Consider the following 25249-nt stretch of genomic DNA (forward strand, 5'->3'; position numbering starts at 1 on the left):
GTCATGCAGGTCGATGATACCGGGATCGAAGGGCTGAAGGTTCTGACGCCACGCCGCTTTGGTGATGCGCGGGGGTTTTTCGCCGAAACCTGGAACGCACGCACTTTTGCGGATCTGGGGATCGACGCCGTTTTCGTGCAGGATAATCATTCACTGTCTGGCGCGCCCGGCACGATCAGAGGATTGCATTTTCAAACTCCGTCGCAGGCACAGGCCAAGATGGTGCGCTGCGGACGTGGTCGCCTGTTCGATGTGGCCGTCGATATCCGCCGCGGGTCGCCGACTTATTGTCAGTGGTTCGGTGTGGAGTTGAGCGCCGAGAACGGGCGCATGCTCTGGCTCCCCGAGGGCTTTGCCCATGGGTTCCAGACGCGGGAGCCTGCGACCGAGATTGTCTATAAATGCACAGCATTCTATGCCCCCGAAGCCGAGGGGATAATCCGTTGGGACAGTTGCGGCATCGACTGGCCGCAGGCAGGTGACCCGATCCTGTCCGATAAGGACGCCCTCGCGCCGCCGCTGGCCGATCTGGACAGCCCGTTCATATTCGAGGCAGCGACATGAAACTTCTGGTTACAGGCGGTGCAGGGTTCATCGGGTCCGCGGTCGTGCGACAGGCGGTCGGCGAAGGGATGGAGGTCGTGAACCTCGACGCGCTGACCTATGCCGCCAACCTGGCGAACGTCTCCGCGGTCGCCGATGCGCCGAATTATGCGTTTGTGAAGGCCGATATCACCGACCGTTCCGCACTGGATGCTGTGTTTTCCGATCACGCTCCGGATGCCGTCATGCATCTTGCCGCCGAAAGCCACGTTGACCGATCCATCGACGGACCGGATGCGTTCATGACTACCAACGTGATGGGTACATTTCACCTGTTGGAGGCGGCGCGCGCGCATTGGCAGGCGATGGGCAGGCCGGAGGGGTTCCGCTTCCATCACGTCTCGACCGACGAGGTGTTCGGATCGCTTGGCGCAGAGGGCATGTTCACAGAAGACACATCCTACGATCCGCGCAGCCCCTACTCGGCCAGCAAGGCCGGCAGCGACCATCTGGTACGGGCCTGGGGCGAGACCTATGGATTGCCGGTCATTCTTTCGAATTGCTCGAACAACTACGGACCGTATCATTTTCCCGAAAAACTGATCCCTGTGGTTATCATGAACGCGCTGCACACTCGGCCCATCCCGGTTTACGGTGCAGGCGAAAATGTGCGCGATTGGCTGTATGTGGAAGATCATGCCGATGCCCTGCTGACGGTGGTGCGCAAGGGTCAGGTCGGGCGCAGCTACAACATCGGCGGTGAGAACGAGGTGCGCAATATCGACCTGGTCCGGAGCATCTGCGCGATATTGGACCGGTTGCGGCCCGACGGTGCGCCCCATGTCGATCTGATCGAACATGTTACCGACCGGCCCGGTCACGATGCCCGTTATGCCATCGATCCATCCCGCATCAGGACGGAGCTGGGATGGCGTCCTTCAGTCACATTGGAGGAGGGATTGGAGAAAACCGTGCGGTGGTATCTGGGAAACGAGGCATGGTGGCGCCCCTTGCTGACGCGCGAGGGAGTCGGGGCGCGGTTGGGCACGGGTCTGGGCAACCGGGCATGATCCTGGTGTTCGGCAAAACCGGCCAGGTCGCGCGGGAGTTGGCCACGCTCTCCGGCGACGTGACCTGTCTCGACCGGGCGCAGGCCGATCTGAGCGTTCCGGGGGCCTGCGACGCTGCAATCCGGGCCGCGCGCCCTGATGCAGTCATCAACGCCGGTGCGTTCACCGATGTCGATGGGGCCGAGACGCAGGTGGCGCTGGCCACCCGGATCAATGGCGCTGCGCCGGGCGAGATGGGCCGCGCCTGCGCCGATCTGGACATTCCGCTGGTCCAGATATCCACGGACTACGTTTTCGACGGCAGCGGCCATGCGCCCCGCCTGCCGAAAGACCCGACCGGACCGCTTGGGGTTTACGGAGCATCCAAGCTGGAAGGCGAAACGGCTGTCTCGGATTCCGGGTGTCGGCATGCGATTCTGCGGACCAGCTGGGTATTTTCGGCCCATGGCGAAAATTTCGTGAAAACGATGCTGCGGCTGGGTGCGGAACGCGAGCTTCTGAAGGTCGTGGCCGACCAGATCGGCGGCCCGACACCTGCGTCCGTCATTGCTGCGGCCTGCGTGACGATGGCCCAGGGTCTGAGCGTCGGTGCGCCGTCCGGTATCCATCATCTTTCTGGCAGGCCGGACATCAGCTGGGCCGATTTCGCGCGCGCTGTGTTCGGCGTGGCCGGATTGGACTGCAAGGTCGAGGATATCACCACCGCCGATTGGCCCACGCCTGCGATGCGCCCGGCGAATTCCCGACTGGATTGCACATCGCTTATGGCTACTTTTGGAATTGCCCGTCCCGACTGGCGGGACGGACTGTGTGCAGTGATAAAATCCTGAGACCGGGCGTCCGCCTGATGATCAGGCATCAGGCGGGTGGGATCATATCCAGTTGCAACGACGTGTAGATATATTGCGTCGCCGAAAGTATGCCGCGCGGTTTCAGATACAGCAGAACATGCCCGTCTTGTGGTATCGCGGTATTTGCAAACCGTTCGTCCAGCTTGTTCCAGCCATCCTGAAGGGGCTGGTTATCGGCGCTGAACAAAACCGTCCGTGTCGTTCCGGCATCGTCGGACCATCCCGCCGCCCAGTCGCCATATTGGAAGGTCAACCGCATGTCATAGCCGGTGATCTGCGGACTGCCGGGACGCAGCGATCCGATCAAACGGGTGATGCGGGTTCCGGCTTCCACCCTGAGGCCGATGTGGCTCCAGTTCACATCGGGTTCGGTACCCGTGCCTCCGTCCTGATCATGATTTCCCGAGCTGACACCATAGGATGCGGAATATGTGACCCAACGCAAATCCGAGTAGCAATACCAGCGTCCGCCAATCTGCGCCCGGGTCAGCGCGGCGGCGCCCGACGGAAAGGTCACCCGACCGGAGGCCGGATCGACGGTCATCGCGTTCGAGAAGGTGGTGCCATCGGCGCTGACCTTTATCGAGAACCCATCTTCCCCGGCGCATCCCATTTCGGCCCGGCCCGAATAGCCGGTCTGAAATAAAAGGCTGCCTGTATCGCCCGTCGTCGCCTTGTTGATTTTCAGCTGATGATCGCCCGCAGCGTCATGCGTCAGAAGCGTCGCATCGGATGCGACCGCCAGACGATTCGTCGTATCGGCCGCGGCGTTGATTCCCAGAAGTCCGATTTCGGGCGTGCCCCAAGTCGTGCCGTCGAAAACGACATCGGCACCCAACGCGATTACATGGACGCGCCAGCCTTGACGCGGAGAGATGAATGCCCAGGCATCGCCCTGACGCACCGCGATCGAGCCATCCTGTCCGACCCAATCGCCGGTTGCGCCGGTCGCTACAATGTGGCGGTCGCCTTCGTTCGGAGTAATGGGCGGCGCAGTGCGGACGACGTCGGTCACGACCGGTTGCACCAGCGTATCCAGGCGGCGGATCGCCTCGTTATGAGTGATGTGCTTTTGTGCCTGTCCGCCCTGGATCAGTGGCAGGGACAGGATTGTGGTATTTTCCGACATGGATGCCGCGCCTCCGGTGATGTGAAGGATCGGACTCTGTGAGCGAGCGGTTAACGGTCTGTTAATGGCTCTTGCAGCGTCAATTGGTAACGCTTCTGGCCGGTCTAAAGTCCTATGACCCCACCAGACCCGAGATGGGGCTGTATTGCCGCCTGAGGGGTCCCGGTAACATAATCAGATCTTTCAAAACCGCGCCGGGTTGCTGCTTATGAGAGAACTCTTGAGGTCTGTTATTTACGGTATGTTAATCCAGCCGGTCTATCGCTGAAACCTGATCATAACCCATCGGGCAAGGCATGTGAGCCAATTTCTCGACAGGTTCTTCGACAAGAGACGGACGGTGATGAAGGTTTCGGAACAGGATGACAACACGGCGGTTCTGACATTCAGGAGGGATATCGACAGTTATATCGGCGTGCTTCTGACAGACCTTGGATTTGTCGTGATGTCGCTGCTGATCGCGCTTTCGTCGACCGTGGCGGACCGGAACCTGTCAGAAGTACCGACGGTCCCGGACTGGGCGTTTGCTGGATTTGTGATGTTGTCCGCGACCATCATGGTTGCTTTCGGATTGCCCCGCTCTGGGGCATCTGACGCCGACGGGCGGATCATCCTGCGGACGGCGGTCACAACTGTCAGCCTAGCACTGATGGCCGTCATGACGGGTGCATTATCCGGACTGACCTTGCCTTTGGCGGTGCCGATGATCTTCTCCGCCTGCCTGTTCATCATGATGACAGTATCGCGGGCAATTTTCGCCCGGCTGAATTCAAGGCAGCTTCCTGACAGACGGCCAACAATCGATCCCGTGGACAAGATGCCGACCGCAGACGTGTTCCTTGGACGGACAGAGACCGGAGAGGATACGCTCGACGGTCTTTACGGTCTCGACACTTATGTCGGAAAGTCGGTGCTGGTGTCTGGCGCAGGCGGATCCATCGGCTCCGAGCTCTGTCGGCAACTGATCCATCTCCGGCCTGGCCGGTTGATCCTTTTCGACCTCAGCGAGGTCGCGCTGTTTGACGTGCACCGGACATTGCTTCAAACCGCATCCGCTGCCCAGGTCGAACTGGTCCCGGTCCTGGGCTCCGTCACCGATGGGATACTGGTTGCACAGGTTCTAGCACAGCAGTCGGTCGATATCGTGCTGCACGCCGCCGCCTACAAACATGTCTCCCTCGTTCAGCGAAACCCTCTCGTCGGCCTGTCGAACAATGCGCTCGGAACGCATGTTCTGACCACGGCTGCCGTGCAGGCGAGTGTTGAACGTTTCATCCTGGTTTCGTCGGATAAGGCCATGCGTCCAAGTGGTGTCATGGGAGTATCCAAACGACTGGCGGAGCTGATCGTTCAGGATATCGCGCATCGCATGGGGGACGATGGCCCGATCCTGTCGATCGTACGCTTCGGCAACGTCCTCGGATCTTCCGGATCTGTCGTTCCGATCTTTCAGGATCAGATCAGCCGGGGCGGGCCGGTCACGGTCACTGACCCGCACGCCACCCGATATTTCATGACAGTGTCCGAGGCGGGGCGGCTGGTCCTTTATGCCGGAGCCATGTCCAGGGGAGGAGAGATATTCGTCCTCGACATGGGGAAACCGGTCCGCATTCTGGATCTTGCACTGCAGGCTATCGTGGCGGCGGGTCGGACGATCCGGTCGCCGAAGGTTCCAAATGGCGAGATTGCTGTGGAAATCGTGGGCCTTTGCGAAGGAGAGAACCGCCACGAACAGGCACTTTGCGACGGAACCGAAAAGGCAACAGCCCATCACCGGATTTTTTGCCTTGAAGATGCAGGCCTGTCCGAATTCGAGGTCGCCGAGATTTTGCGTGCCCTGCGCAATGCTATCGCCAGTGGCCAGCCGGAGGAGGCATTTTCCGCGCTCGCACGCCGCATCCCCGGCTTCCGAAATCCGACCGATCCTGAAGAAACCCTGCCAATTGCGCATATTTCCTGATCGGGGACAGTCAGGTCAGACTATCCCTTAAATGTTTGGATATGGTCTTCCGCATGAATGGGCTGCGATCGCCGACACTTATCGATGGTCCCACGCCGGATACTGGCAACCTGTCCGTCATACCGATGGACAGGTTCCGTACCGATACGCGGGTTTCCCCGATGACGTCACGCGACTTTCAACATATCACGTTTCACAAAATCCCGTGTCGTCAGCGGTTGCTCCCTGTCTTGGCCGCTTGGTCCTGCGCCGAATTCCCTCGCGTCCAAAGCACCACAGAAAATCCAGACCAGTCTGATCCGGATCGAAGCGACGACCGGGCCCCTCCCTTCCCATCGCACCATGCCATGCCTGAAAGGAGACATCGGCACGCATAGTCCGATAAAGAACCGTGCCCATACCAGACGTTGCGCTGCACCTGCATTGCCGCGGTTTCCGATCCACGGCATCGACGATCCCTATCCGGTCGAGCATGTACTCTATGGAGGGTGCGTCCTGTTGCTGGGCTATCGATAGAGCATATAGCGTCGGCGCAGGTGACACAGGACCACTGTCACGTCTGATCGGATGAAAGCGCGCCAAGCTGGATCGCGGCGGGCAAGACAGTCTTTCCCGACATCGCGTAGCCGTTGTGTCTGGTCGCAGCACTCCGACGGCGGTTCAGTCACGTTACCGAAGACAACTGACGCCTCGGCGACGCTCTGTCCGTATCCATGTCACCTGACGCAGCCCGACGCGGATCTTCTGGCCCCTGTGCTGACGCTTGCAAGCGGTGCGAAATATCCGGGTTTTGGCGACGTCGCAGCTTTTGCAACGCCACCCTCACGAGGGTCGGGTCCTTCATAGCTGGACACCGCCAGCCACCAGACGTTGACGCACGGCCTTTGGCGGCGGCAGTCCCAGCCCCCCCCGCAGAATCGCTTCGGCGGCACGGGGATCACGGCGGATCATCATCTGCAGCGACTTGGCGAGGGTAAAGGCAAATGCCCCGTACAGAGAGGCCCGGCGATGACGACGCACGAAGATCATCCGGGCGCGATGCTTGAACCATTCGCTGAATGGCGAAGCATACTGTCCGGGTTTTTGCGATCCGATGGCGGTGCCGGCTCGGTGTTCGACTATGGCTGTAGGGCAGTGCATCAAAGGCAGGTCGCGGGCGGACATCGCCCAGTCAACCTCCTCGTAATATAGGAAATAGTTCTCTGGCATCAGGCCCGCACGGCTGATGAACGTGCGACTGGCGACAAGGCTTGCGCCGGTTATGAAATCCACGGAATCGGGATCGGGTGGCGGCGCGTCGGAAGGTGCCCCCTGATTGAGGTTGCGTGTCTGTCCTGTTCGCCAGTCGACGATCCCGCCGTCGATCTGCACATTGCCTGGCGGATCGGCATAGACGACGCGACCACCGATCATAGCGAACGGCTGCCCGGCGGCATGAGTGGCAAATGCGGCCGCCGTGCCCTGCGGCACCAGAGTGTCCGGGTTCAGCACCCAGAACCGATCCAATCCCGGATCGGCCAGAAGATGGATCAGACCATGATTGACGCCAGCCGCGAAGCCGCCGTTCCGACCGGTCGGAAGCCACATCATTGTATGAGGAGGCGCTGCGCTGCGCTGCGCGACGACCTGCGCCGTGTCATCGGTCGAGGCGTTATCGACGATCACGACAGTCAGCGACACGCCGGTCGACGCCAGCAATGTGTCGAGGCAGTCGCCGATCACGTCGGCGGACCCGTGAGTCACGATCACGACGCCGAGGCATGGCAGATCGTTCATCTGGATTGGCCCGCAACAGGTATTGTCTGTCGTCCGGGGCGGGGGGCGAAGCGGCTGTAGGCCGTCTGACCCGAAGAATGTCGAGCGCTGCGGGTGGCGGGCTGTGGCGTGCCATCGTCCCTGTCGGACCCTTTCCTGGCCAGGGCATCCGGTTGCAAAAGCCAGCCGGTCGCTCCCACCATGAACATGACGAAGGAGAACACATTGCCCCAGACGTGCACTGTGGCCAGCGTGAAACTGAGACCGAGGAAGGTGAAGACGCAGGCCCGCCGGATATACAGAAGCGGATGGTCCGGACCCAGCTTCAGCCGCATCAGAGAGCCAACCTGAACCACCCAGCCCAGGGCGATCAGGGCGAAGCCGGGCACACCATACCGCACGCCCATGACCAGCCAGAAATTATCCATCGATCCAGAATACATATAGCTGGGCCGCACCCAGTCGTTCAGGCCGATACCGAACAGAACGCTGGCCGGGATTTCGTTCTCGACACTCCCGAAAATGTTCATGACACCCCATTCGAAAATGATGCTGCGCCAATAGGCATTGTGCGGCGAGAATGTCGCATAACTCATGAACACCTTGAACGGACTACGGTTGGACAACAGGTCGACTGCGACCCAGGCCAAGGCAAATAGTCCGATCAATAGCCACCAACGGTTGTCCAATCGTTTGAACATCCAGGCCCAGCCGATCAGTGCGACCTGAAGTGCAACCGCCAGCAATGCGCCCGACGACAGGGCGGTGAATCCGGCGAGGGCGATCATCGCCGAGACGATGTAGCGCCGCGTCGTGCCTATCCTGCCGCGCAGGGCGACAAACGCCAGCGAGAAGGTTACCGAGCAGAAAAGGCCGAAGTGGATCGGATGCGCGAAAGTCGACTGCACCCGCGCCAGGCCGAGGCGGGGATCATCGCGCGTCACATCGACCGACGTGATGCCGGGAAGGGCGCGGATGGCCCTGAGGATCAAGGGATTGCCGGTCTGGGTTTCCAGCAATGCGAATGGCAGCAGTATCAGAACGATCAAGACCAGAAACCGGCAGAGGGCGATGAACTGTTCCCGCGACCGGATCGTGGCGCGGCCCAGAACATAGCCCCCCAGAAACTCGATGCCGACAGAAGGAGCCTGCTGAATCACACGGTCGGGATTGTTGATCGCCAGCGCCAGCGTCAACCACAACGCATGCCCCAGAAATAACCAGTCTGTCGCCAGAACGCGCCCGTACCGGCCTGTCAGGAGCGACACCAGCATGGGAATCGTCACCATAAGCAGAAGAATGCGAAGCGCTGTCAAATAGAGCGATCCGACGTTTATCGCCGCGGGTAAAACCACGGTCAGCAAGTAGATGACGGTCAGCAGGGGCAGGCGGTTGCTAATCTCCTGCGCGCCGGTCGTAGGATGCAGGGCACGTGCCGTCACCGACGATATCCAGTATCGAGAAGCGCACTGGGGTCGGGCGGATCGGTGCGAACCTCGAATTCCTCGATCCGGCCGTCGAAGCTGAGTTTCTTGCCGAACGGGTTGCCGAACGACAGGCCCCAGTCCTGCATCGGTCTCAGCCGCCCGCTCAGGGGGCGTTCGCCGATGAGTTCGTCACCGGACATGATCCGCAGGCTACCGACGGGTCCATCGTAAGAGATCGTCAGGTCCAGTTCGCCGTCGCGATACAGCCGTGTGGGGCGTGATTTCAGACGCGCCACGCCGCCGATATCGGTCAGCACTTCGACTTCGACGATACCACGCCCGGTCACATTCACACGGAAGGATTCGTGAAGTCGCAGGACTTCACCCGCGCCCCGGTAATCCCCGTCCGGCTTTAGCCGCATCTTGATAGTGAACCGCGACGCATCGAACAGGGCCGATGTCATTTCGCGCGATAAAACGGTAGGAGTCAGCGTGTCGCCGACCATGATCGCAGGTCCGCCAAGAGCGTATTCCAGTGGAGGAGCACCGCGTCCGCCATCGGCTCGAATAACATTCAGATCGGGGTAGAGGCGAATGATCCCGCTGAGCGTGTCTGTCGGGGGTGTCGTATCGCGCAGCGTATCCGGTCCGGGCAACGCCGCCATTTCGGACAGCGCAATCAGCCGTGGCGCGCCGATATCACGACCGCCCAACAGCCCGTCTGGTCTGGCGGCGAAATCCTCGATCCGGGCCGGGCGGGTCGGGTCGACGCTCCGGAATACCCTGTCGTAATGGTTGGATTGCCCCGGCACACGATCCTGCACTACGGCATTGCCAGCCACGACCCAATCGGGTTGCCAGCCGACCTGGGGTTCGGCATGGCTCACGTTCCCGAGGACCAGAACATCGCGCGACCGATCGTCGATGTTGATGCGTGGTGTCCAACGGCCTGGATTTAGCTCCGGACCTTGCGAAACGGCATTGCGGACAACGGTATTGCGGTTGATCGTCAGGCCTGACGTGGCACCGACGGTAATGCCGTGCAACTGGGCGTTGATGATCACGTTTCCTTCGATCACCACGTCGCGGTAGTACATGCTTTCGCCCGCACGGTTCGAGTCCACCTCTTCGTTGCGCATGAAGATCGACTGGGTAAATCGCCCTTCGCCCGAGGTCAGCAGGTTGTTGCGTATGATGATGCCGTCGCTGGGCGTCTTGGTTCCACGGGTCCAGAACTGAATCATGTCAGAATGATCGCTCGACCCGATGGCGCGCGCAAAATCGCGGATCTCGTTGTCCTCGATCAGAACATCGCGGACCTGCACGAAATTCATCCCGTCTTCGCGCATGCCGTGGATCAGGTTGTCGGATACGCTCAGCTGCTCCGTCCGGGCCGCGACCAGTCCGCGCGCGAAACCTCGCAGTTCGCTGCCTGTCAGAGAGATATCTATGCTGTCGGTGATGTTCAGCCCAATGCCCCAGGGCCGTGCGATCCCCTCTGCGTCTGGCCGCTCCGCGCCGTCGAACAGAAGGTCGCGAAGGATAATGCCCCGCGCATCCTGAATGCGGAAACTCTTCTCTCGCGTATCGGCCCGCGGGATCAGATCGAAGGTCAGGTCAGTCAGGGAAATATACTGCGCCCCGACAATCAGGAGTTCGGGGAAAACGGGACGATTGTCCGGGTCGGCGGCACGCATCTTCAGCGGGTTCAGCATTGCCCCGCCCTGCCGCAGGGCAAGCGGGGGATATTGTCCGGGCGCGAGAGTCAGCACGTCGCCCGGTCCGGCAGTGGCCAACACATCGTTCAGCGTTGCGGGGGTGACAAGAAGATCGCGCTCGGCGATGGCCACCGGCGCGAACATCGTCGCCGCGATCAGGGCCAAAACTCCCGCCTGCGCCAAACGGGCGCGGAAGAATGCGTGCAAGATCATTGCCTGCTCCGGTCCGGCACGCTGGCCGGTTTGCTGCTCGTGACCCTCTGCTGGGGTCGATTGCGGATAGGCTAGCGTGCGCTGGCCCATGCACAAAAGGATAAACACCGGACGGGACGATTGTTTGGCGTCGCTGTGTCCTTGCTACGTCGTCTGCCGGGCGGAGCGCAGTTCGAACAGCAGGGGCATCAGCGCGGCCAGCGCCGCCAACAGCAGATACGGTATCACCAGTGCTGCCGCCGCACTGACGATCCCGAAGGCACCCAATGCGATCTGATCAGCGGACCATCGCAATCCGGTGCGGTACGTTACCAATGCAGTGGAAAGGACGAACCCTGCCGTTTCGCCAGCAACGCCAAGCCAGATCAGGGCAGGCAGGCCGTATCCCTGGTACAGGGCCGCCACGCCTGCAACCAGGGCAGCGATGCGCGGCAAATTCGACAGGGCGGCGTTTCCTGTCAGGCCAACCGAAAGCGCGACAACGGTGCTACCGGATTTGGCGATGCGGATGCCTTGCATCACTGCCAGCGGCCCGATCAACTGTGGCAGCGCGGCATAACCGGTCGCGGTGATCCATGGCGCGATTGTCCAACCGAGAAGAATTCCGGCGCAGGCCAGTGCAAGACCTGCCACCATCGACGCCGTCAGCGCCACACCCGCCAGCCCGGCGAAACCCGACGTATCCACCATGCCGGACAGTCGCGGCAGCAGCGCCGTCTGGATCGTCTTGGCCGCGACCAGCGACGGTGTGAGTGTCAGCGTGACGGCCATTGCAAAGACCCCGAGGGACGTCATCCCCAGAATGCGCCCGACCGCCAGCTTGTCGGCCTGAAACACCAGGAACAGGATCACAGCGTTCAGAAGGATCGGCCACCCGAAACGCAGCGTTCGCGACCAGAACACGCGGTCCACCGCGGCGCGCCAGGGACGTTCGGCCACCAGGTGGGACAAGATCGCGCCGGTGGCCGCCTGGAACAGGATGGCACCCAGCATCACGCGCCAGTCCCCGACCCAGATCGCCAGCGGCCAGACCACGGCCAGTGACAGCATCGCTGGAACGGCGTTAACGGCGATTAATGGCCCGAAGCGCGCGTTGCGGTTCAGGCGATGGATGTCGAAATGTTGCAGCGCGTTCAACAGGGGCACGAGCGCCAGGACGCGATAGGCCCATGTCACTTCGGGGATGCCCAGAAACATCGCCAAGGGCCCTGCCAGGGCAAAGAGCGCGATCGCCGATAGCACGCCGCGGAGCAGTTGAAAGCCCGTCAGTGCGTCCTGCAATCGTGGGTCGTCGCCGTCACGAGCCTGCACAATCTGTTGTTGAAGACCGAAGGACGAGGCCATCTCGACCGCCGCCATCGCCAGTGCGAATGTCGCGGCGATGCCGTAGTCTGCAACCGGCACCAGGGCCGCGACGGCAAGGTTCCGCACGAAGAGAAACCCCGATGCTGCGGCGTTGCCCGAAAGAATCAGAAGTGCGGGACGAAGCATCGACAGTGCCTCTCACGGGCAAAAAGGGTTGCGGCGTTGTGCGTGTCTTGCCATGCTCGGGTCAAGCCGCAAGCCCGACAGAAGGCAAACCGCGGCAGGCAGAGCAGACGTTGAAGACCATCAGACCCCCCCTCGCGGGCGACGCCTCTGGCGCGTCCCAGGCTTTGTCCGTCGTAAATCGCGGCGATCTCTGCGCGGGCTGCGGGGGCTGCGCGGCCATGTTCCCGCATGCGCTCGCGATGGGGATGGAGGAGCCGGGCTTTCTTCGTCCAAGACAGATTTCGGCCCTTCCTGTGGGGGCGGACGAGGCGATTGCCGCTGTCTGTCCTGGTCTGGGTGTTACGGTCGAAGCCGGGTCGCGCACCGACGACACCATGTGGGGGCCGTATCGGCGCGCCTGGACCGGGTGGTCGATGGATGCCAGCCAACGCCATCGTGGTGCATCCGGTGGCGCGCTGACGGCAGTTCTGACTCATCTGCTCCGTTCGGGTGTGGTGCAGGCAGTGGTTCAGAACGCGCCCGATCCAAACGATCCGATGGGCAACCGGACGGTGCTGTCCGCCGACCCGGCGACATTCGGGACGACCGCAGGGTCGCGTTATGCGCCGTCCGCGCCACTTGATGCCCTGCCTGACATTCTGGCCGATGGACGCCGCGTTGCCTTTGTCGGTAAGCCCTGCGATGCCGCTGCACTGGCCGCGATCCGGTCGCGTGATCCGGTCGTGGCGCGCGCTGTTCCGGTGATCCTGTCGTTCTTTTGCGCGGGCGTGCCGTCGACCACGGGCGCGCGTGGCATCCTGGCAGCTCTGGACGTGGCCGAGACAGAGGTCACGGCCTTCCGCTATCGTGGAAATGGTTGGCCCGGTCAGGCGACCGCGACGTTGGCGGATGGGTCCAGCCGGTCGATGAGCTATCACGACAGTTGGGGGGGCATCCTGTCGCGTCACGTTCAGCATCGCTGCAAGATTTGCGCGGATGGCTCCGGCATGGCCGCCGATCTGGTCTGCGCCGATGCCTGGGAGGTTGACGAGAAGGGATATCCCTTGTTCGAGGAGCGGGAGGGCGTCAGCCTTGTCCTCGCGCGGACGGTTCTGGGCGAACAGATCGCCGAAGGCGCGCGGGCCGCCGGTCGTCTGGATCTGGCGCCTTTCGACATGGCTCGCCTGATGGATATTCAGCCGGGCCAGCGCGAGCGTCGCCGTGCGCTTGTCGCCCGTCTGGCAGCGCTGCGTGTGTTGGGGCGTCCGATCCCGGCCTACCGCGGACTGCATCTGGCCACCTTGTCACGGCAGCTCGGCTTGCTGAAAACAGTCCGCAACTTTCTCGGGATGTTGCGCCGGGGCTTGCGCAAGTGACCCGCCCGCTGCGCGTTCTGTTGCTGATGCATTCGACACGCTCGCATAACCTGGGGGTCGGCGCGCTCAGCGTGGCGCAGGTCGCCATCCTGCGGGACATTGCCGTCAGGCTGAACCGGACGATCGCGATCACCATCGCCGACTATCCCGATGCAAGGGAGCCGTATATCCACGGCGACGATATCCGCATCGTGCCGCTGTCGGGGAAATGGATCAAGCGCCGGTCTGGTTACTGGGCTGAACTGAGACGTCAGGATGCGGTGATCGACATCGGCGGTGGCGACAGTTTCGCTGATATCTACGGGCCCAAGCGACTGCGTCTGATGCTGGCGCTCAAAGCGCTGGCGCACTTGGCAGGCAAGCCCTTCGTCTTCGCGCCGCAGACGGTGGGGCCTTTCACCAAGCCCACATCGCGCATTGCGGCGCGAATACATCTGAATCGCTGTGCGTTGGTGGCTGTGCGGGATGAGCCGTCCCGAATCCACATGGGTGAGCTTGGCATCAAGGCCGCCCCGATCCTGGCTTCGGATGTGGCATTGCGGATGCCATCCGGACCGAAGCCCGATCTGGGGCAGGGGCCGCATGTCGGGCTGAATGTCTCTGGCCTGCTGATGGGTGGTGGTTATACCGGCAAGAATGAATTCGGATTGGGCTTGGACTATCCTGCATTGATCGATGATCTGATCCGCTGGTTTCAGGCTCAGGGCGCAACGGTCCACCTTATCCCGCATGTGATCGTGCCGGACGGGCCGATGGCGGGCGAGGATGATCTGCGGGCCTGCGCTGCGCTGGCGGATCGGCACCGGGAAACTGTGCTGGCCCCATCCTTCGCCTCCCCGCCCGACGCCAAGGGGTATATTTCAGCGATGGATTTCTTTCTGGGTGCGCGGATGCATGCCTGCATTGCCGCCTTTTCGACCGGCGTGCCGGTCGTTCCGATGGCCTACAGCCGCAAGTTTGCGGGTCTGTTCGGATCGCTGGGTTTTGACCGGACAGTCGACTGCACCCGTGACGATGCGGCGACGATCCGCAGCGCGGTCGAGACGGCCTGGATCGATCGAAAGTCCGTCGCTGAAGAAACCAAGACGGCTCACGCTGCTGGACTGGTGCGGTTGGCAAGATATGAGGCGGCGCTATCCGACCTGCTGGCCACGCTGTGAGACATCGGCACAAGCGCGCCGTCGTCATCATCCCGCATAAGGACGATCCTGTGCGGCTGGATCGGTGTCTTGCCGCGCTGTTGCCCACACTGCCGGATGAAGTTGCGGTTGCAGTTGTCGACAACGGCTCCGAGGGGGACATCGCGGATGTATTGTCGCGTTATCCGGGCGTCGATCTGCTGCACGAACCGCTTGCGGGGGCTGCGAATGCTCGCAACCGCGGCGTGGCCGAGACCGATGCACCTCTGCTGTTGTTTCTGGATGCGGATTGCCTGCCGGACGCGAATTGGGTTGAAACTGCGCTGGCCGTCGCCGATCAGGGCGATCTGGTCACGGGCGAGGTTTACGTCTTTCACGAAACCGAAGGGCTGCACAGTGGCGCACAGGCGTTCGAACAGGTGTTCGCCTTCGACTTTCGCACCTACGTCGCGCGTGATGGTTTTGCAGGCACCGGTAATCTGGTGACCACGCGCAAGGTATTCAACAAAGTGGGTCCGTTCCGGGCAGGCATGTCCGAGGACAAGGATTGGTGCCTGCGGGCGACGGCGTTGGGCTTTAAGCTGACTTACGTGCACGAATTGCGCGTCGGGCACCCGTCTCGAAAGGACTGGCCGGCCCTGTCACGAAAGTGGCGTCGCCTGACCGAGGAGGCGCGAGAGCTGCATCGCGTAGATGGCAAATCGAATGCCGCCTGGGTTCTGCGCGCGCTTGCCATGCCCGTATCGGTCCTTATCCATGCGCCCAGGGTGCTGCGCGCATCCGGTCTGACAGGGATCGAAAAGGTCCGTGCCATGATGACGCTGGCCCGGATCAGATTGGCAAGAATGGTCTGGATGCTGCATCGTTAGGCTGCGGGCTCAACCCCATAGCCATAGTTATAGCCATAACGCTGCCCGTCGCCGGGATGCGCGCATTTGTTCAGCACAACCCCCAGAACGCTGGTCTGGGCAGCAAGTTCTTTTTCGCAGATATCGACCTGGCTTAGCGTGCTTTGCTCAGCGGCGGTGATCATCAGGGCGCAATCAGTGTTTGGCAGAAAGGCGATGGCGTCGTCGCTGACCATGATAGGGGGCAGATCGAACAGGATCACATCGGGGGCGAATTCCTCTTCCAGCCGGGACAAGAGATCGCCGATGCGCCGACCTTGCAGAAGTTCGGCGGGGTCGTGAACCGGGGTGCGCGTTGTCGCGAAGGCAAGGTTATCGCTGACGCGGACGATCTGCGAAGCAGGTGTCGCCGTGCCTCTGATCGCAGCAGTGACCTCGTGCCGTGCCTCCAACCCCAGAAGCGTGGCCAACATCGGGCGGCGCAGATCCAGGTCGATGACAAGAGTACGGATGTCGGGCTGGCGGGCCAGCGAAAAGGCAAGGTTCATTGTGACCGTGCTTTTGCCGCAGCCCGGTCCGGGTGAAGTGACTGCCAACCGCTTCCAGCCCTGCATGGACATCTGCTGAAGAGCGCGGGTGCGCAGCACGTCGAACGGCGCACTTTTCGCTCCACTGTCGCGGGTAACGATCCGATTTTCTGTCAGATGGTCCGTGTCCGGTTCAAACCGGGTCAGCGCTTGCCAGTTATCTTTCGGCAGCGAGACTGCTTGCTCCGGGGTTGTGGCAGGGACACCGGCCTGAGTGGAAAGGACGGCTTGGCGAGCGGCGCGGGCCTGCGCGATAGCGGCTTGTAGTCGGTCCATTGTGCAGATCCTTCCGTATGGATGGCGTCAGATGAAATTGATGCGATCAATGCGCGCCGCGATTTCCGTGGGTCCGGGCAAATGGCCCGACAGCATTGCACCGATGACAGCCACCAAGACGATCGCGGCGGCGGCAATGGCCAGTTTTCGTTGCAGGCTGCGGCCCATGTGGGCAGGTGCATCGCCCAACTCCGAGATGAACGGCAAGGTCGCGATTGGCGTGATGCCCAGCCGACGCTGGAGATCGACCGGACGGCGCAGGAATCCCAAGCGCAATTCCAGCCCGACGACGATCAGAAGGCCCAGCAACACGCCGCCGACAAGGCCTGCGATAGCGACGATCTTGCGGTTTGGACGATCCGGCACGCGAGGGATCGAAGCCTGTTCGATGATGCCGATCCGTTGCCCCTTGGACAGAGCTTCGATGGCATCGCCGGTTTCGGCGACAGCTTTGGATGCAAGTGCCTGATCGTAGAGCTGGCGCAGATTTTCGTGATCCCGCTCGAGGCTTGCAAGTTCAGCAGCCTTCACCGGGGCGACGGCCAGACCGATCCGGAGCCGTTCCAGTTCGTCAATCAGTTCGATGCGGCGCGCATCATTGTCGTCGACCTGGGCATCGATGTCGTCGCGGCGCCGTTGAAATGCGGTGCGGTTGCCGGTGCCCGTACCCTGAGCTTCGATCCGACGGGTCAGGGCGGCAATGCGCTGTGCGATGTCGGCGGCACCGGGGTCGCCCGATGGCAGATTGTCCAGGGTTTCACGCAGCGCGGCGACTTGGCGCATTTCATAACCTGCGTCCGGAGTGCCTTCGCGGCGGCGCACCGACTCGTTCAGGCGGGTCAGACGCTCACGTTCGCGGCGCAAATCGTCCGTATCCCGCTCAAGCTGCATCAACTCCATTTCGATAGCGGAGGTACGCGATTGCCGCAGTTCACGGGTCTGGGGCAGGACATCCTGGTTCTCCTGCTGGAACGACAGAAGGGTTGCGCCGCTCTGGCTCAACTGTTGCTGAAGGCGCGAAACTTCCTGGTCGAAGAATTCCAGCGTCTGGCGGGCCACAGTCGTCCGCATGTCGACGTCTTCGGCCATGACGCGGGTCACCAATTCATTGGCAACGGCGGCGGACATGACGGCCGTTTCGGCCTCGAACCCGAGGATCAGCATCGTTGCCTTGACCGGATCGCGAGGTCGCGGTTGCCCACCTTCGATCTTGTATGTGATCCTCTTGCGAAGGTCTTCCACGATCTGGTCGGGCGCGGGGCGGACATCGCCGTAGATCGCCAGCCGGTTGGACATATCCAGCAGAGCTTCGCGGGAAAGGATGCGCTGTTCGATGATCTCCAGATGTTCGAAGGCCTGAGTCTGAACGGTAGACGCGGCCAACTCGTCCGGGATCTTTTCGGATTCGACCACCAGACGGGCTTTGGCGGCAAAAACCGGCGGCAGGCTTACGGCGACGGTGACGCCAGTGCCGGTGCTCAGAAACAGCGCCAGCAGGAACCACCCCAGCCGACGACGGAACAGGGATGCATAAAAACGAATTTCAGCCATCATGCCGGTTACCCCGCCGCCAGTCGAAGTCGGCTTTCGCGCGGCGTGGATGGGGCCGGGACGGGTGGCAAGGGCGACAGGAACAACCCGTCTTCCAGAACCTGCGTTATGGCTTCGGGCCCGATCTTGTCGCCGCCGCCGGTCATGGCATAGACCAGCGCCAGTTCGCATAACTGGTTGATAGGGCGCGGCAATCCACCGGTTGCAGCATGGATCATATCCAGCGCTTCGGGTTCAAACAGGTCTTCGGGGCCGCCTGCCGAAGCAAGACGCATGCCGACATATCCGTCGAGCGTGGCACGATCCAGTTCGGCCAAATGCCCCCATGCGGCGACCCGCTGAGCCAGGCCTGCCATTTCTGGCGCACGAAGATGATCGCGCAATGTCGGTTGACCGCACAACACTATCTGCACCAGTTGATCCTGCGCGGTGTTGATATTCGACAGCACGCGCAGTTCGTCCAATGCATCGGTGGACAGGTTTTGCGCTTCGTCCAGAATCAGGACGACGCGACAACCAGCGGCGTATTCGCCGATCAAATGGTTCTGAACCCGGCTGTGCAGCTCCGTTTCGGCCTCATCGCCGGTAATATCCTCGCCGAGCGACTGAAGAATCCACGGCAGAACAGATCCGGTGCCGCGGCGCAGACCCGAAACCATGGCGATCTTCAGATCGTCGGTCGCGGTCTCGATCATGTTCAAAAGCAGCGAGGTCTTTCCCGATCCGGCGGCACCGGTCAGCACGACGAAGGCCGCCGCCGACAACAGACCGTATTCCAATGCCGCCTGTGCCCGGATGTGCGCCTTGCCCCACCATATACCGGAACCATCGGCCAGCCCGCTGAACGGGCGTCCGGTCATTCCGAAGTGATCCTTGTAGAGGCTCTGAAGCTGACTCATCACTAGGTTCCAAACAGTCCATTGTTTTTTGGTGCCATTGTTTCCGGTTACATGCCGGGACACAAAACTATTCCCCTTTTATTGTTGTAAAATTGGACAGGACTAAGGCGGGGACAGGAACAATCAGCGGCAGGTCGCGGCACCTTCAAGGCAGCGCCGCAATCCGTCCTGAAATGACACCGGACCCGCCATGATTCAGGGTTAATCGGCCATAAACCGAACAATCGGGGGCGTCACATTCATTCTTAACGCGGGCCAGAGATGGCCCCGACAGGAATGAACGGAGACGCCGCGATGACCATGCAGTTCGACCCCAAGGCGATCATGATCGGCGCAACTGCTGTAGCGCCCGCGTCTCCGGTGTCTTCCGTCAGCTATCGTCGATACGTCAAGCGCGCCCTGGACATCCTGCTGGTCCTCATGGCGATGCCGGTCGTCTTGCCACTGATCGCGGTATTCGCCTTGCTGGTTGTCCTGGATGGCGGCCCGGCATTCTACTGTCAGGATCGCATCGGTTTTGGCGGGCGGCGTTTCCGGATGTGGAAACTACGCTCTATGGTCATTGATGCCGATGCAGCGCTTGCAGCATATCTTGACGCCAATCCGTCCGCCCGCGCCGAATGGGATCGCGACCAAAAGCTGACACGCGATCCGCGCATCACATGGCTGGGCCGGTTCATTCGCAAGATATCGCTCGACGAGCTGCCGCAGCTTGTGAATGTTCTGACCGGCGATATGAGTCTTGTCGGCCCGCGCCCGATGTTGCCCGAACAGCGCGAAATGTATTCCGGACAGGCTTATTTCCGTCTGCGCCCCGGTCTGACAGGACCGTGGCAGGTCTCCGACCGCAACAGTTCGTCCTTTGCCGCGCGTGCAGAATTCGACCGTGCCTACGATGCCGCGCTGTCTCTGAGGACCGATGTGGCAATCATTGCAGCGACGTTTGCTGTTATCCTGCGCGCCACAGGTCGATGACTTATCCACACCCTCGCGACCTCACAGTTTGCTGCAGACCGCGTCATCGGTCATCCTGGTCGCATAATAAGAACCGAGCAGAACGGGTTCACATAAAATGAATATCAGGCGTCCCTTCAGGGTTTGCGCTGCGGCATTGGCTGTGGCGGTTTTGGTATCGGGCTGCAAGTCCGATGCGGATAGGTTGTCAGAATATCGCAGCAGCGGGCTGGAATACGCCGCCAACGGCGACCAGGCGCGCGCGATCATCCAGTATCGGAACGCGTTGAAAATAGATTCTGACGATGCGGAAACCCGTGCGGCCATCGCACAGGCCTTTCTTGCGCAGGGAACCATCCGCGAGGCCGAGCAGGAGTTCACCCTGCTGTCAGAGCGATTCCCCGACACATTGGAATTCCGCAGCAAGCTGGGCGAGATCGCTTTGATGCGCGCCGACTGGGACGCGTTGGAACGGCAGGCGGAAGCAGCCGATCAGATTGATGCCGAAGCACTTGAGACGCAGGCTCTGCGCCTGGCGGTCCGATATCGAAATGCCCGGCGTGAAGGCAATCGTCCCCGGCAGAACGAAATATCGGCCTCAGCGCAGGCCTTGCTCGAGCAGCGGCCCGCGCAGCCGGTCCTGTTGCGCATCGCGATAGAGAACATAGCCACAAGCGACGACCCGACTGCGGCGCTACCTGTTCTGGATGCAGCCCTTGCCGCCGACCCTCGTTTGCCCGAGTTGCAGTTGCTGCGAATTTCCCTGCTTGCCGACGCCGACCAGATGGATGTGGCACAGGACCGGCTACTGGATCTGGCCCGGCTCTATCCAGACGATCCCCGGATCGCCGGGCTTCTAGTGGCCCGCTATATGTCCAGGGGCCGGGTCGACGACGCGGAAGCCGTGTTGCGCGCGCTGGCGGACGGCTCGCCGATCAGCGACGTGTCGATGCGGACGATGCTGGTCCGATTCCTGAAATCGACGCGCGGCTCCGACGCTGCGTTGATCGAACTGTCACGATTGATCGACGAAGCGGACGATTCTCCGGCAGCGGTGATCTATGCCGCCATGGACCGTTCGATCCGCTTCGACATGGGCGACCGGGATGGCGCAATTGAAGGACTGCGCCGGATGCTGGACGATCTGGGCAACGCACCCGAAGCGCGCATTGTTCAGGTGCTGCTGGCACGCATGCATGACCGGCTGGGCGACAGGCCGGCGGCACGTATCCTGGTCAATGCCGCGCTGGAGATGGACCCCGGCGAGATCGAGGCGCTGAAACTGCGTGCGACATGGGCCATCGACGAGGAACGTCCGAAGGACGCGATCGTGGACTTGCGAAACGCCTTGGCACAGCGCCCGCGGGACACCGAACTGATGACGCTACTGGCCGCAGCCCATGCGCAGGACGGCACGCGGGGTCTGGCACTGGAACAACTGGCCGCTGCCGCCGAAGTCTCGGGCAACGCGGCGCGCGAATCTGAACGCTACGCCCGCGCATTGGTGACTGAGGGACGTGAATTCGTTGCAACACGGGTATTGGACGTCGCGCATTCCGCGGCTCCTGGCGACATAGGAATCGCCGTCCTGCTGGCCGATCTTCGGATGGCCCAATCTGATTGGGCCGGAGTGACGAATCTTCTGTCCAGCCTGCGCCGCATTGATGATCCCGAAGCCATATCTGCCCGCGCCACCATCGAAGCGGCGCTCCTGCTGAGCCAGGGTCGGGAGGCCGGGACCGTTGTCGACGGTATGCTGAGCGCCGATCCGGGGCGTCAGGTGGCCTTCACGCGCCTGATTTCGGGGCTTGTCGCGCGTGGCGATCTGGATGTCGCACGGGCGCAGATGGATCGCGCGACGGCGCGGCGTCCGGGCGACGTGGCGCTGCGCCTTCTGGATGGTGACCTATATGCGGCCGAAGGCGACCCCATCGGCGCGGAGGATATATATCGCGCGCTGCTGGATGAGCCTGCGGCAGGCGATACCCCGGCCCTGCGTCTCTTCTCGCTACTTGCCGGTCAGGGACGCCGCGACGATGCGGACGCCCTGCTGGCAAACGCGCTCGCCGCATATCCTGCCTCGCGCCCGCTCCGCCTGATCGAATCGAACCGGCTGGATGTAATCGGCGAAACTGCAGGGGCGATCGCACTTCTGGAAACCCTGTACGCCGAAAACGCGTCGGACCCGGTCGTTGCCAACAACCTTGCCACTCTGCTGTCCGCCGAAGGTGCGGACCCGGCGCAACTTGAACGGGCGGCCCGTATCGTCGCGCCGTTGCAGGGCAATGCCGATCCCGCCGTTTCCGACACCATTGGCTGGATCGCGTTCCAGCGTGGCGATGCAACCGGTGCTTTGCCATTGATGCGCCGCGCCGCACGGGGTCTGCCGCAAGACCCGCAGGTGCAACTGCGGCTGGGGCAGGTGCTTGTGACTTTGGGTGAAACGGACGAGGCACGCTCGTCGTTCGAAACGGTTCTGACACTTGCGGCAGAAGATCATCCCGTTGCACGGGCCGCGCAAGCCAAGCTCCAGGCGCTGGGAGGATAACGCGATGACGTTCGCCGACCCCCTTGCCATGATGCGGCAACGCCTTGCGCTTGCACCCTTCGTCCTGCTGGGCGCGACGCTGGCGGTGATACCTCTGTTCTGGTCCGGGTTCGTGTCCCTGGGACAGGCCTGGTCCACGCCCGAATACAGCCACGGACCCCTGATACCGCTGATTTCGCTGTTTCTGTTCCTGCGCGAAATGCGCGACCACCCAACTGGCGTCGACCGCGCACCCCTCCGCTGGCCCGGCCTGTTGCTGGGTGCTGCGGCGCTGGCCCTTGCCCTGGCAGGCGCGCGCACCTCGATCCCCGATCTGGTGACATACGGGATGATCCTATGGGTCATGGCCGTCGTCCTGATTGCGATGGGATGGGCGCGCGGGCGCAGGCATTGGGCCTCGGTCTTTCACCTGATCTTCATGCTGCCCCTGCCGCAGGTCCTGTACTGGAAGGTCTCGACCGCGTTGCAGGGCCTGTCGGCGCAGATCGGTGTGGCACTGGTGGATGCGGCGGGCATCCCGGTTTTCCTGGACGGACAGATCATCGATCTGGGCGTCTGGCAGCTTCAGGTGGCCGAGGCCTGCTCGGGCCTGCGATACCTGTTCCCGATCCTCAGTTTCTCCTATCTGACGGCGATCCTGTACCGCGGGCCGATGGCGCATCGCGTGATCCTGTTCGCAATGGCCGCGCCGCTGGCGATCATCCTGAACGCTGTCCGCGTCGGAATCATCGGCATTCTGGTCGACCGCTATGGCATCGCCCAGGCGCAAGGGTTTCTGCATATCTTTCAGGGCTGGGTGGTCTTTGCGCTGTGCATCGCAATTCTTCTGATCGTTGCGGCGTTTCTGGCACGACGTCGACCCGTCGGCGGCCCGATGCTGGATCTGGACACATCTGGCCTTGTCGGACAGGCCGCGCGGCTGGGTAGCATCGGCGGCACGCGCGTTCTTGTGATGTTGACGGTTCTGACGCTGGGCATCACGGCGCTGCACCTGACGATAAACGACACCGGGCCGGAGCCACGGGCGCGTTTGTCGGCCTACCCGATGCAACTGGACGACTGGATCGGTCGACGCGGGATACTGGCCCCGGATGTCGCGCGCGTGCTGGGGGCAAGCGACTATCTGGTCGCCGATTACGTGGCACCGGGCGAGACGTCAGGCGTCGGGTTGTTCGTCGCGTGGTACGCGCGGCAGGCCGATGGCACCGGCATCCATTCGCCCGAGGTTTGCCTGCCCGGCGCCGGGTGGGAGATCGCCTCACTGGATCGTTCGACCCTGACGGCGGGGGGCGCGAACTTCGGCGTGAACCGGGCCATCATCCAGAAGGGTCTGGACCGGCAGATGGTGATCTATTGGTTCGAACAACGCGGCAAACGCATGACCAGCGATTGGCAGGCCAAGTTTTCGGCTGTGCGGGACGGGCTGGTGACGGGGCGCAGCGACGGGATGATAGTGCGGTTCACAACCCCTATCGGTCCAGATGAAGCCGATGACGTGGCCGAGGCGCGACTCCAGAAAATCGCGCGAGCGGCTCTGCCGAAGCTGGCACCATTGGTGCCGGACTAATCCTTGGAGAACACCCGCTCATAGGCCGCCAGAAGCTGCGGCACCGAGTGGTCCCAGCTCAGTCTGTCCAGCACTCTTTCACGCCCTCGCCGTCCCATGACGCGCGCGTCATCGGGGTTGTCCATCAGCCATGCGATCCGGTCGGCAAGATCGCGGGGGTCATTGGCCCGCGCATACAGCGACGCATCCCCGGCGGACGCCCGTCCTTCTGTCAGGTCGAACTGCACCACGGGCTTTTCCAGCGTCATGTATTCCATGACCTTGTTCATGGTGCTGATATCATTCATCGCGTTCTTCGGATCAGGCGCCACACCGATGTCGATAACATTCAGTGCGCCCAGCATCGCCTCACCATAAAGCGCGCCGGTGAAAGTGAAATGGTCCGTCAGCCCGGCCCGTGCGACCTCTGCCTCGATCACCGGCTGGTGCGGGCCGAAACCGATGATCAGGACATGAACGTCGATCTTGCCCATGTCGCGCAGATGGCGAACGGCCTCGACCAGAAGCTCCAGCCCCTCCTGCTGACCGATGATGCCGATCCAGCCCAGCATCGTGCCTGACTTGCGATATTCCGGGTCGCCCGCTCCGGGCAGAAATTTCTCGATGCGCGGGGCAGAGCGGACGACGAACACGTCTTCGGGGGCCATGCCACCGCGATCACGTGCGATGCGGGCGAAGCTTTCATTGGTGGCGATGCTGACATGGGCACAGGCGAATGTCATCCGTTCCCACAGGCGCATCACCCCGTAGAGCAGGCCGCGCTTGCCGAACTTCGCTTCGAACAATTCGGGACAGACGTCATGGTGGTCGAACAGGTATCGCACCCCGGCCAAGCGGTAACGCAGCGCCAGCAGGAAAACGAGATCGGGTGGATTACAGCCATGGATCACGTCGAACCCGCGCTCCTGCCGGATGACACGCGCCAACCGAAACCAGTGCCGGATCGCATGGGCATATTCGCGGGCATAGGCGATTGCGCCGGAATGCGCTTCGGGCGGGGCAGGGTGGCGGTGGATGTGAATGCCGTCGATCAATTCATAGGTCTTGTTCCAGCCGCGCCCCATGGGACAGATCACCGACACCTCGTATCCTGCCGCCGTCAGCGACGTCGCCTCCAGCCAGACGCGACGGTCCAGAGGAACGGGAAGGTTTTCGACCACGATCAGAACGCGCCGGATGGCGCTATCGGGGTAGGGGCGACTGCTCATGCGGGACCTCTTGGCGGGTCGGAGTGACGGACAAGGGACAGGGGGCGGGCAATAATTGCAAGATCGACAGGGGATTTCGCGCTGCCGGATGGCCCTGCCGCCACAACCTTGCCATGATGGATCGCGACAAGCCGGTTTGGGCAGAAGACAATTCGAAGGA

General features: G+C 62.0%; 19 protein-coding genes. 10 read left to right on the plus strand and 9 right to left on the minus strand.

Annotated features, from left to right (window positions below):
* Positions 1 to 3: 3 nt before the first annotated feature.
* Genes rfbC through rfbD form a run of 3 tightly spaced genes read left to right on the plus strand, consistent with a single transcriptional unit; the run spans position 4 to position 2443 of the window.
* Entirely contained in the window at positions 4 to 564 is a 561-nt protein-coding gene (gene rfbC / locus AC13C2_RS16755) for a dTDP-4-dehydrorhamnose 3,5-epimerase (protein WP_482887507.1), read from the plus strand.
* Positions 561 to 1613, plus strand: a complete 1053-nt coding sequence (rfbB, locus tag AC13C2_RS16760; protein WP_482887508.1) for a dTDP-glucose 4,6-dehydratase — start codon at positions 561 to 563, stop codon at positions 1611 to 1613. The genes rfbC and rfbB overlap by 4 nt, the downstream gene beginning before the upstream one ends.
* Positions 1610 to 2443 (plus strand): dTDP-4-dehydrorhamnose reductase, encoded by an 834-nt coding sequence (gene rfbD / locus AC13C2_RS16765; RefSeq protein ID WP_482887509.1) that lies wholly within the window; start codon positions 1610 to 1612, stop codon positions 2441 to 2443. The genes rfbB and rfbD overlap by 4 nt, the downstream gene beginning before the upstream one ends.
* A 28-nt stretch (positions 2444 to 2471) precedes the next feature.
* Here rfbD and AC13C2_RS16770 read toward each other — a convergent pair whose 3' ends face one another.
* A complete protein-coding gene (locus AC13C2_RS16770) occupies positions 2472 to 3593 on the minus strand; it encodes a DUF2793 domain-containing protein (protein WP_482887510.1) in 1122 nt (373 codons plus the stop codon).
* A 298-nt stretch (positions 3594 to 3891) separates the two neighbouring features.
* On the opposite strand from AC13C2_RS16770, the gene AC13C2_RS16775 reads away from it, so the two are divergent.
* Positions 3892 to 5553, plus strand: coding sequence for a polysaccharide biosynthesis protein (locus AC13C2_RS16775; RefSeq protein WP_482887511.1), 1662 nt, complete (start codon positions 3892 to 3894; stop codon positions 5551 to 5553).
* Between the two features lie 840 nt (positions 5554 to 6393).
* Here the strand turns inward: AC13C2_RS16775 and AC13C2_RS16780 are convergent.
* The 4 genes from AC13C2_RS16780 to AC13C2_RS16795 all read right to left on the minus strand — a co-directional run bounded on the left by AC13C2_RS16780 (position 6394) and on the right by AC13C2_RS16795 (position 12157).
* On the minus strand, positions 6394 to 7329 hold the full coding sequence (locus AC13C2_RS16780; RefSeq protein ID WP_482887512.1) for a glycosyltransferase family 2 protein: 936 nt from the start codon (positions 7327 to 7329) through the stop codon (positions 6394 to 6396).
* Positions 7326 to 8750, minus strand: coding sequence for an O-antigen ligase family protein (locus AC13C2_RS16785; protein WP_482887513.1), 1425 nt, complete (start codon positions 8748 to 8750; stop codon positions 7326 to 7328). The genes AC13C2_RS16780 and AC13C2_RS16785 overlap by 4 nt, the downstream gene beginning before the upstream one ends.
* Positions 8747 to 10666 carry a right-handed parallel beta-helix repeat-containing protein gene (locus AC13C2_RS16790; RefSeq protein WP_482887514.1) on the minus strand — a complete coding sequence of 640 codons (1920 nt, stop codon included), beginning with the start codon at positions 10664 to 10666 and terminating at the stop codon, positions 8747 to 8749. Before AC13C2_RS16790 ends, AC13C2_RS16785 begins: the two co-directional genes overlap by 4 nt.
* Before the next feature lie 144 nt (positions 10667 to 10810).
* On the minus strand, positions 10811 to 12157 hold the full coding sequence (locus AC13C2_RS16795; RefSeq protein ID WP_482887515.1) for an oligosaccharide flippase family protein: 1347 nt from the start codon (positions 12155 to 12157) through the stop codon (positions 10811 to 10813).
* Positions 12158 to 12375: 218 nt separating this feature from the next.
* Here AC13C2_RS16795 and AC13C2_RS16800 point away from each other — a divergent pair, with 218 nt between their 5' ends.
* Genes AC13C2_RS16800 through AC13C2_RS16810 form a run of 3 tightly spaced genes read left to right on the plus strand, consistent with a single transcriptional unit; the run spans position 12376 to position 15520 of the window.
* Positions 12376 to 13512, plus strand: coding sequence for a Coenzyme F420 hydrogenase/dehydrogenase, beta subunit C-terminal domain (locus AC13C2_RS16800; RefSeq protein ID WP_482887516.1), 1137 nt, complete (start codon positions 12376 to 12378; stop codon positions 13510 to 13512).
* Positions 13509 to 14672, plus strand: coding sequence for a polysaccharide pyruvyl transferase family protein (locus AC13C2_RS16805; protein ID WP_482887517.1), 1164 nt, complete (start codon positions 13509 to 13511; stop codon positions 14670 to 14672). Before AC13C2_RS16800 ends, AC13C2_RS16805 begins: the two co-directional genes overlap by 4 nt.
* The gene (locus AC13C2_RS16810; RefSeq protein ID WP_482887518.1) at positions 14669 to 15520 is read left to right on the plus strand and encodes a glycosyltransferase family 2 protein; all 852 of its coding nucleotides are present in this window, start codon (positions 14669 to 14671) and stop codon (positions 15518 to 15520) included. Before AC13C2_RS16805 ends, AC13C2_RS16810 begins: the two co-directional genes overlap by 4 nt.
* On the opposite strand, the gene AC13C2_RS16815 is transcribed toward AC13C2_RS16810, so the two are convergent.
* The 3 genes from AC13C2_RS16815 to AC13C2_RS16825 are packed head-to-tail and all read right to left on the minus strand — an operon-like array spanning position 15517 to position 18812.
* Entirely contained in the window at positions 15517 to 16362 is an 846-nt protein-coding gene (locus AC13C2_RS16815; protein WP_092759185.1) for a CpsD/CapB family tyrosine-protein kinase, read from the minus strand. The two genes, AC13C2_RS16810 and AC13C2_RS16815, sit on opposite strands and share 4 nt — an antisense overlap.
* Positions 16363 to 16389: 27 nt before the next feature.
* Positions 16390 to 17916: a GumC family protein gene (locus AC13C2_RS16820; protein WP_482887519.1), complete on the minus strand. Its 1527-nt coding sequence runs from the start codon at positions 17914 to 17916 to the stop codon at positions 16390 to 16392.
* 5 nt (positions 17917 to 17921) lie between these two features.
* Positions 17922 to 18812, minus strand: coding sequence for an ExeA family protein (locus AC13C2_RS16825; RefSeq protein WP_482887520.1), 891 nt, complete (start codon positions 18810 to 18812; stop codon positions 17922 to 17924).
* A 294-nt stretch (positions 18813 to 19106) separates the two neighbouring features.
* Here AC13C2_RS16825 and AC13C2_RS16830 point away from each other — a divergent pair, with 294 nt between their 5' ends.
* From AC13C2_RS16830 to xrtD, 3 genes are all read left to right on the plus strand, one after another.
* Entirely contained in the window at positions 19107 to 19787 is a 681-nt protein-coding gene (locus tag AC13C2_RS16830; RefSeq protein ID WP_482887521.1) for a sugar transferase, read from the plus strand.
* Positions 19788 to 19884: 97 nt separating this feature from the next.
* Positions 19885 to 22314, plus strand: coding sequence for a tetratricopeptide repeat protein (locus AC13C2_RS16835; RefSeq protein WP_482887522.1), 2430 nt, complete (start codon positions 19885 to 19887; stop codon positions 22312 to 22314).
* 4 nt (positions 22315 to 22318) lie between these two features.
* Positions 22319 to 23881 (plus strand): VPLPA-CTERM-specific exosortase XrtD, encoded by a 1563-nt coding sequence (gene xrtD / locus AC13C2_RS16840; RefSeq protein ID WP_482887523.1) that lies wholly within the window; start codon positions 22319 to 22321, stop codon positions 23879 to 23881.
* Here the strand turns inward: xrtD and AC13C2_RS16845 are convergent.
* Complete coding sequence (locus tag AC13C2_RS16845) at positions 23878 to 25089, minus strand: glycosyltransferase family 4 protein (protein WP_482887524.1); 1212 nt, start codon at positions 25087 to 25089, stop codon at positions 23878 to 23880. The two genes, xrtD and AC13C2_RS16845, sit on opposite strands and share 4 nt — an antisense overlap.
* Positions 25090 to 25249: the final 160 nt, after the last annotated feature.

Source organism: Jannaschia sp. L-14R, from assembly GCF_056857695.1.

Excerpts from the sequence above, each read along its gene's own strand:
- AC13C2_RS16830 (WP_482887521.1), top strand. The coding sequence starts at position 19,107 with ATGACCATGCAGTTCGACCCCAAGGCGATCATGATCGGCGCAACTGCT.
- AC13C2_RS16795 (WP_482887515.1), bottom strand. The coding sequence starts at position 12,157 with ATGCTTCGTCCCGCACTTCTGATTCTTTCGGGCAACGCCGCAGCATCG.
- AC13C2_RS16845 (WP_482887524.1), bottom strand. The coding sequence starts at position 25,089 with ATGAGCAGTCGCCCCTACCCCGATAGCGCCATCCGGCGCGTTCTGATC.
- AC13C2_RS16780 (WP_482887512.1), bottom strand. The coding sequence starts at position 7,329 with ATGAACGATCTGCCATGCCTCGGCGTCGTGATCGTGACTCACGGGTCC.
- rfbC (WP_482887507.1), top strand. The coding sequence starts at position 4 with ATGCAGGTCGATGATACCGGGATCGAAGGGCTGAAGGTTCTGACGCCA.
- rfbB (WP_482887508.1), top strand. The coding sequence starts at position 561 with ATGAAACTTCTGGTTACAGGCGGTGCAGGGTTCATCGGGTCCGCGGTC.
- rfbD (WP_482887509.1), top strand. The coding sequence starts at position 1,610 with ATGATCCTGGTGTTCGGCAAAACCGGCCAGGTCGCGCGGGAGTTGGCC.
- AC13C2_RS16770 (WP_482887510.1), bottom strand. The coding sequence starts at position 3,593 with ATGTCGGAAAATACCACAATCCTGTCCCTGCCACTGATCCAGGGCGGA.
- AC13C2_RS16820 (WP_482887519.1), bottom strand. The coding sequence starts at position 17,916 with ATGATGGCTGAAATTCGTTTTTATGCATCCCTGTTCCGTCGTCGGCTG.
- xrtD (WP_482887523.1), top strand. The coding sequence starts at position 22,319 with ATGACGTTCGCCGACCCCCTTGCCATGATGCGGCAACGCCTTGCGCTT.
- AC13C2_RS16815 (WP_092759185.1), bottom strand. The coding sequence starts at position 16,362 with ATGGACCGACTACAAGCCGCTATCGCGCAGGCCCGCGCCGCTCGCCAA.
- AC13C2_RS16825 (WP_482887520.1), bottom strand. The coding sequence starts at position 18,812 with ATGAGTCAGCTTCAGAGCCTCTACAAGGATCACTTCGGAATGACCGGA.
- AC13C2_RS16800 (WP_482887516.1), top strand. The coding sequence starts at position 12,376 with ATGTTCCCGCATGCGCTCGCGATGGGGATGGAGGAGCCGGGCTTTCTT.
- AC13C2_RS16835 (WP_482887522.1), top strand. The coding sequence starts at position 19,885 with ATGAATATCAGGCGTCCCTTCAGGGTTTGCGCTGCGGCATTGGCTGTG.
- AC13C2_RS16790 (WP_482887514.1), bottom strand. The coding sequence starts at position 10,666 with ATGATCTTGCACGCATTCTTCCGCGCCCGTTTGGCGCAGGCGGGAGTT.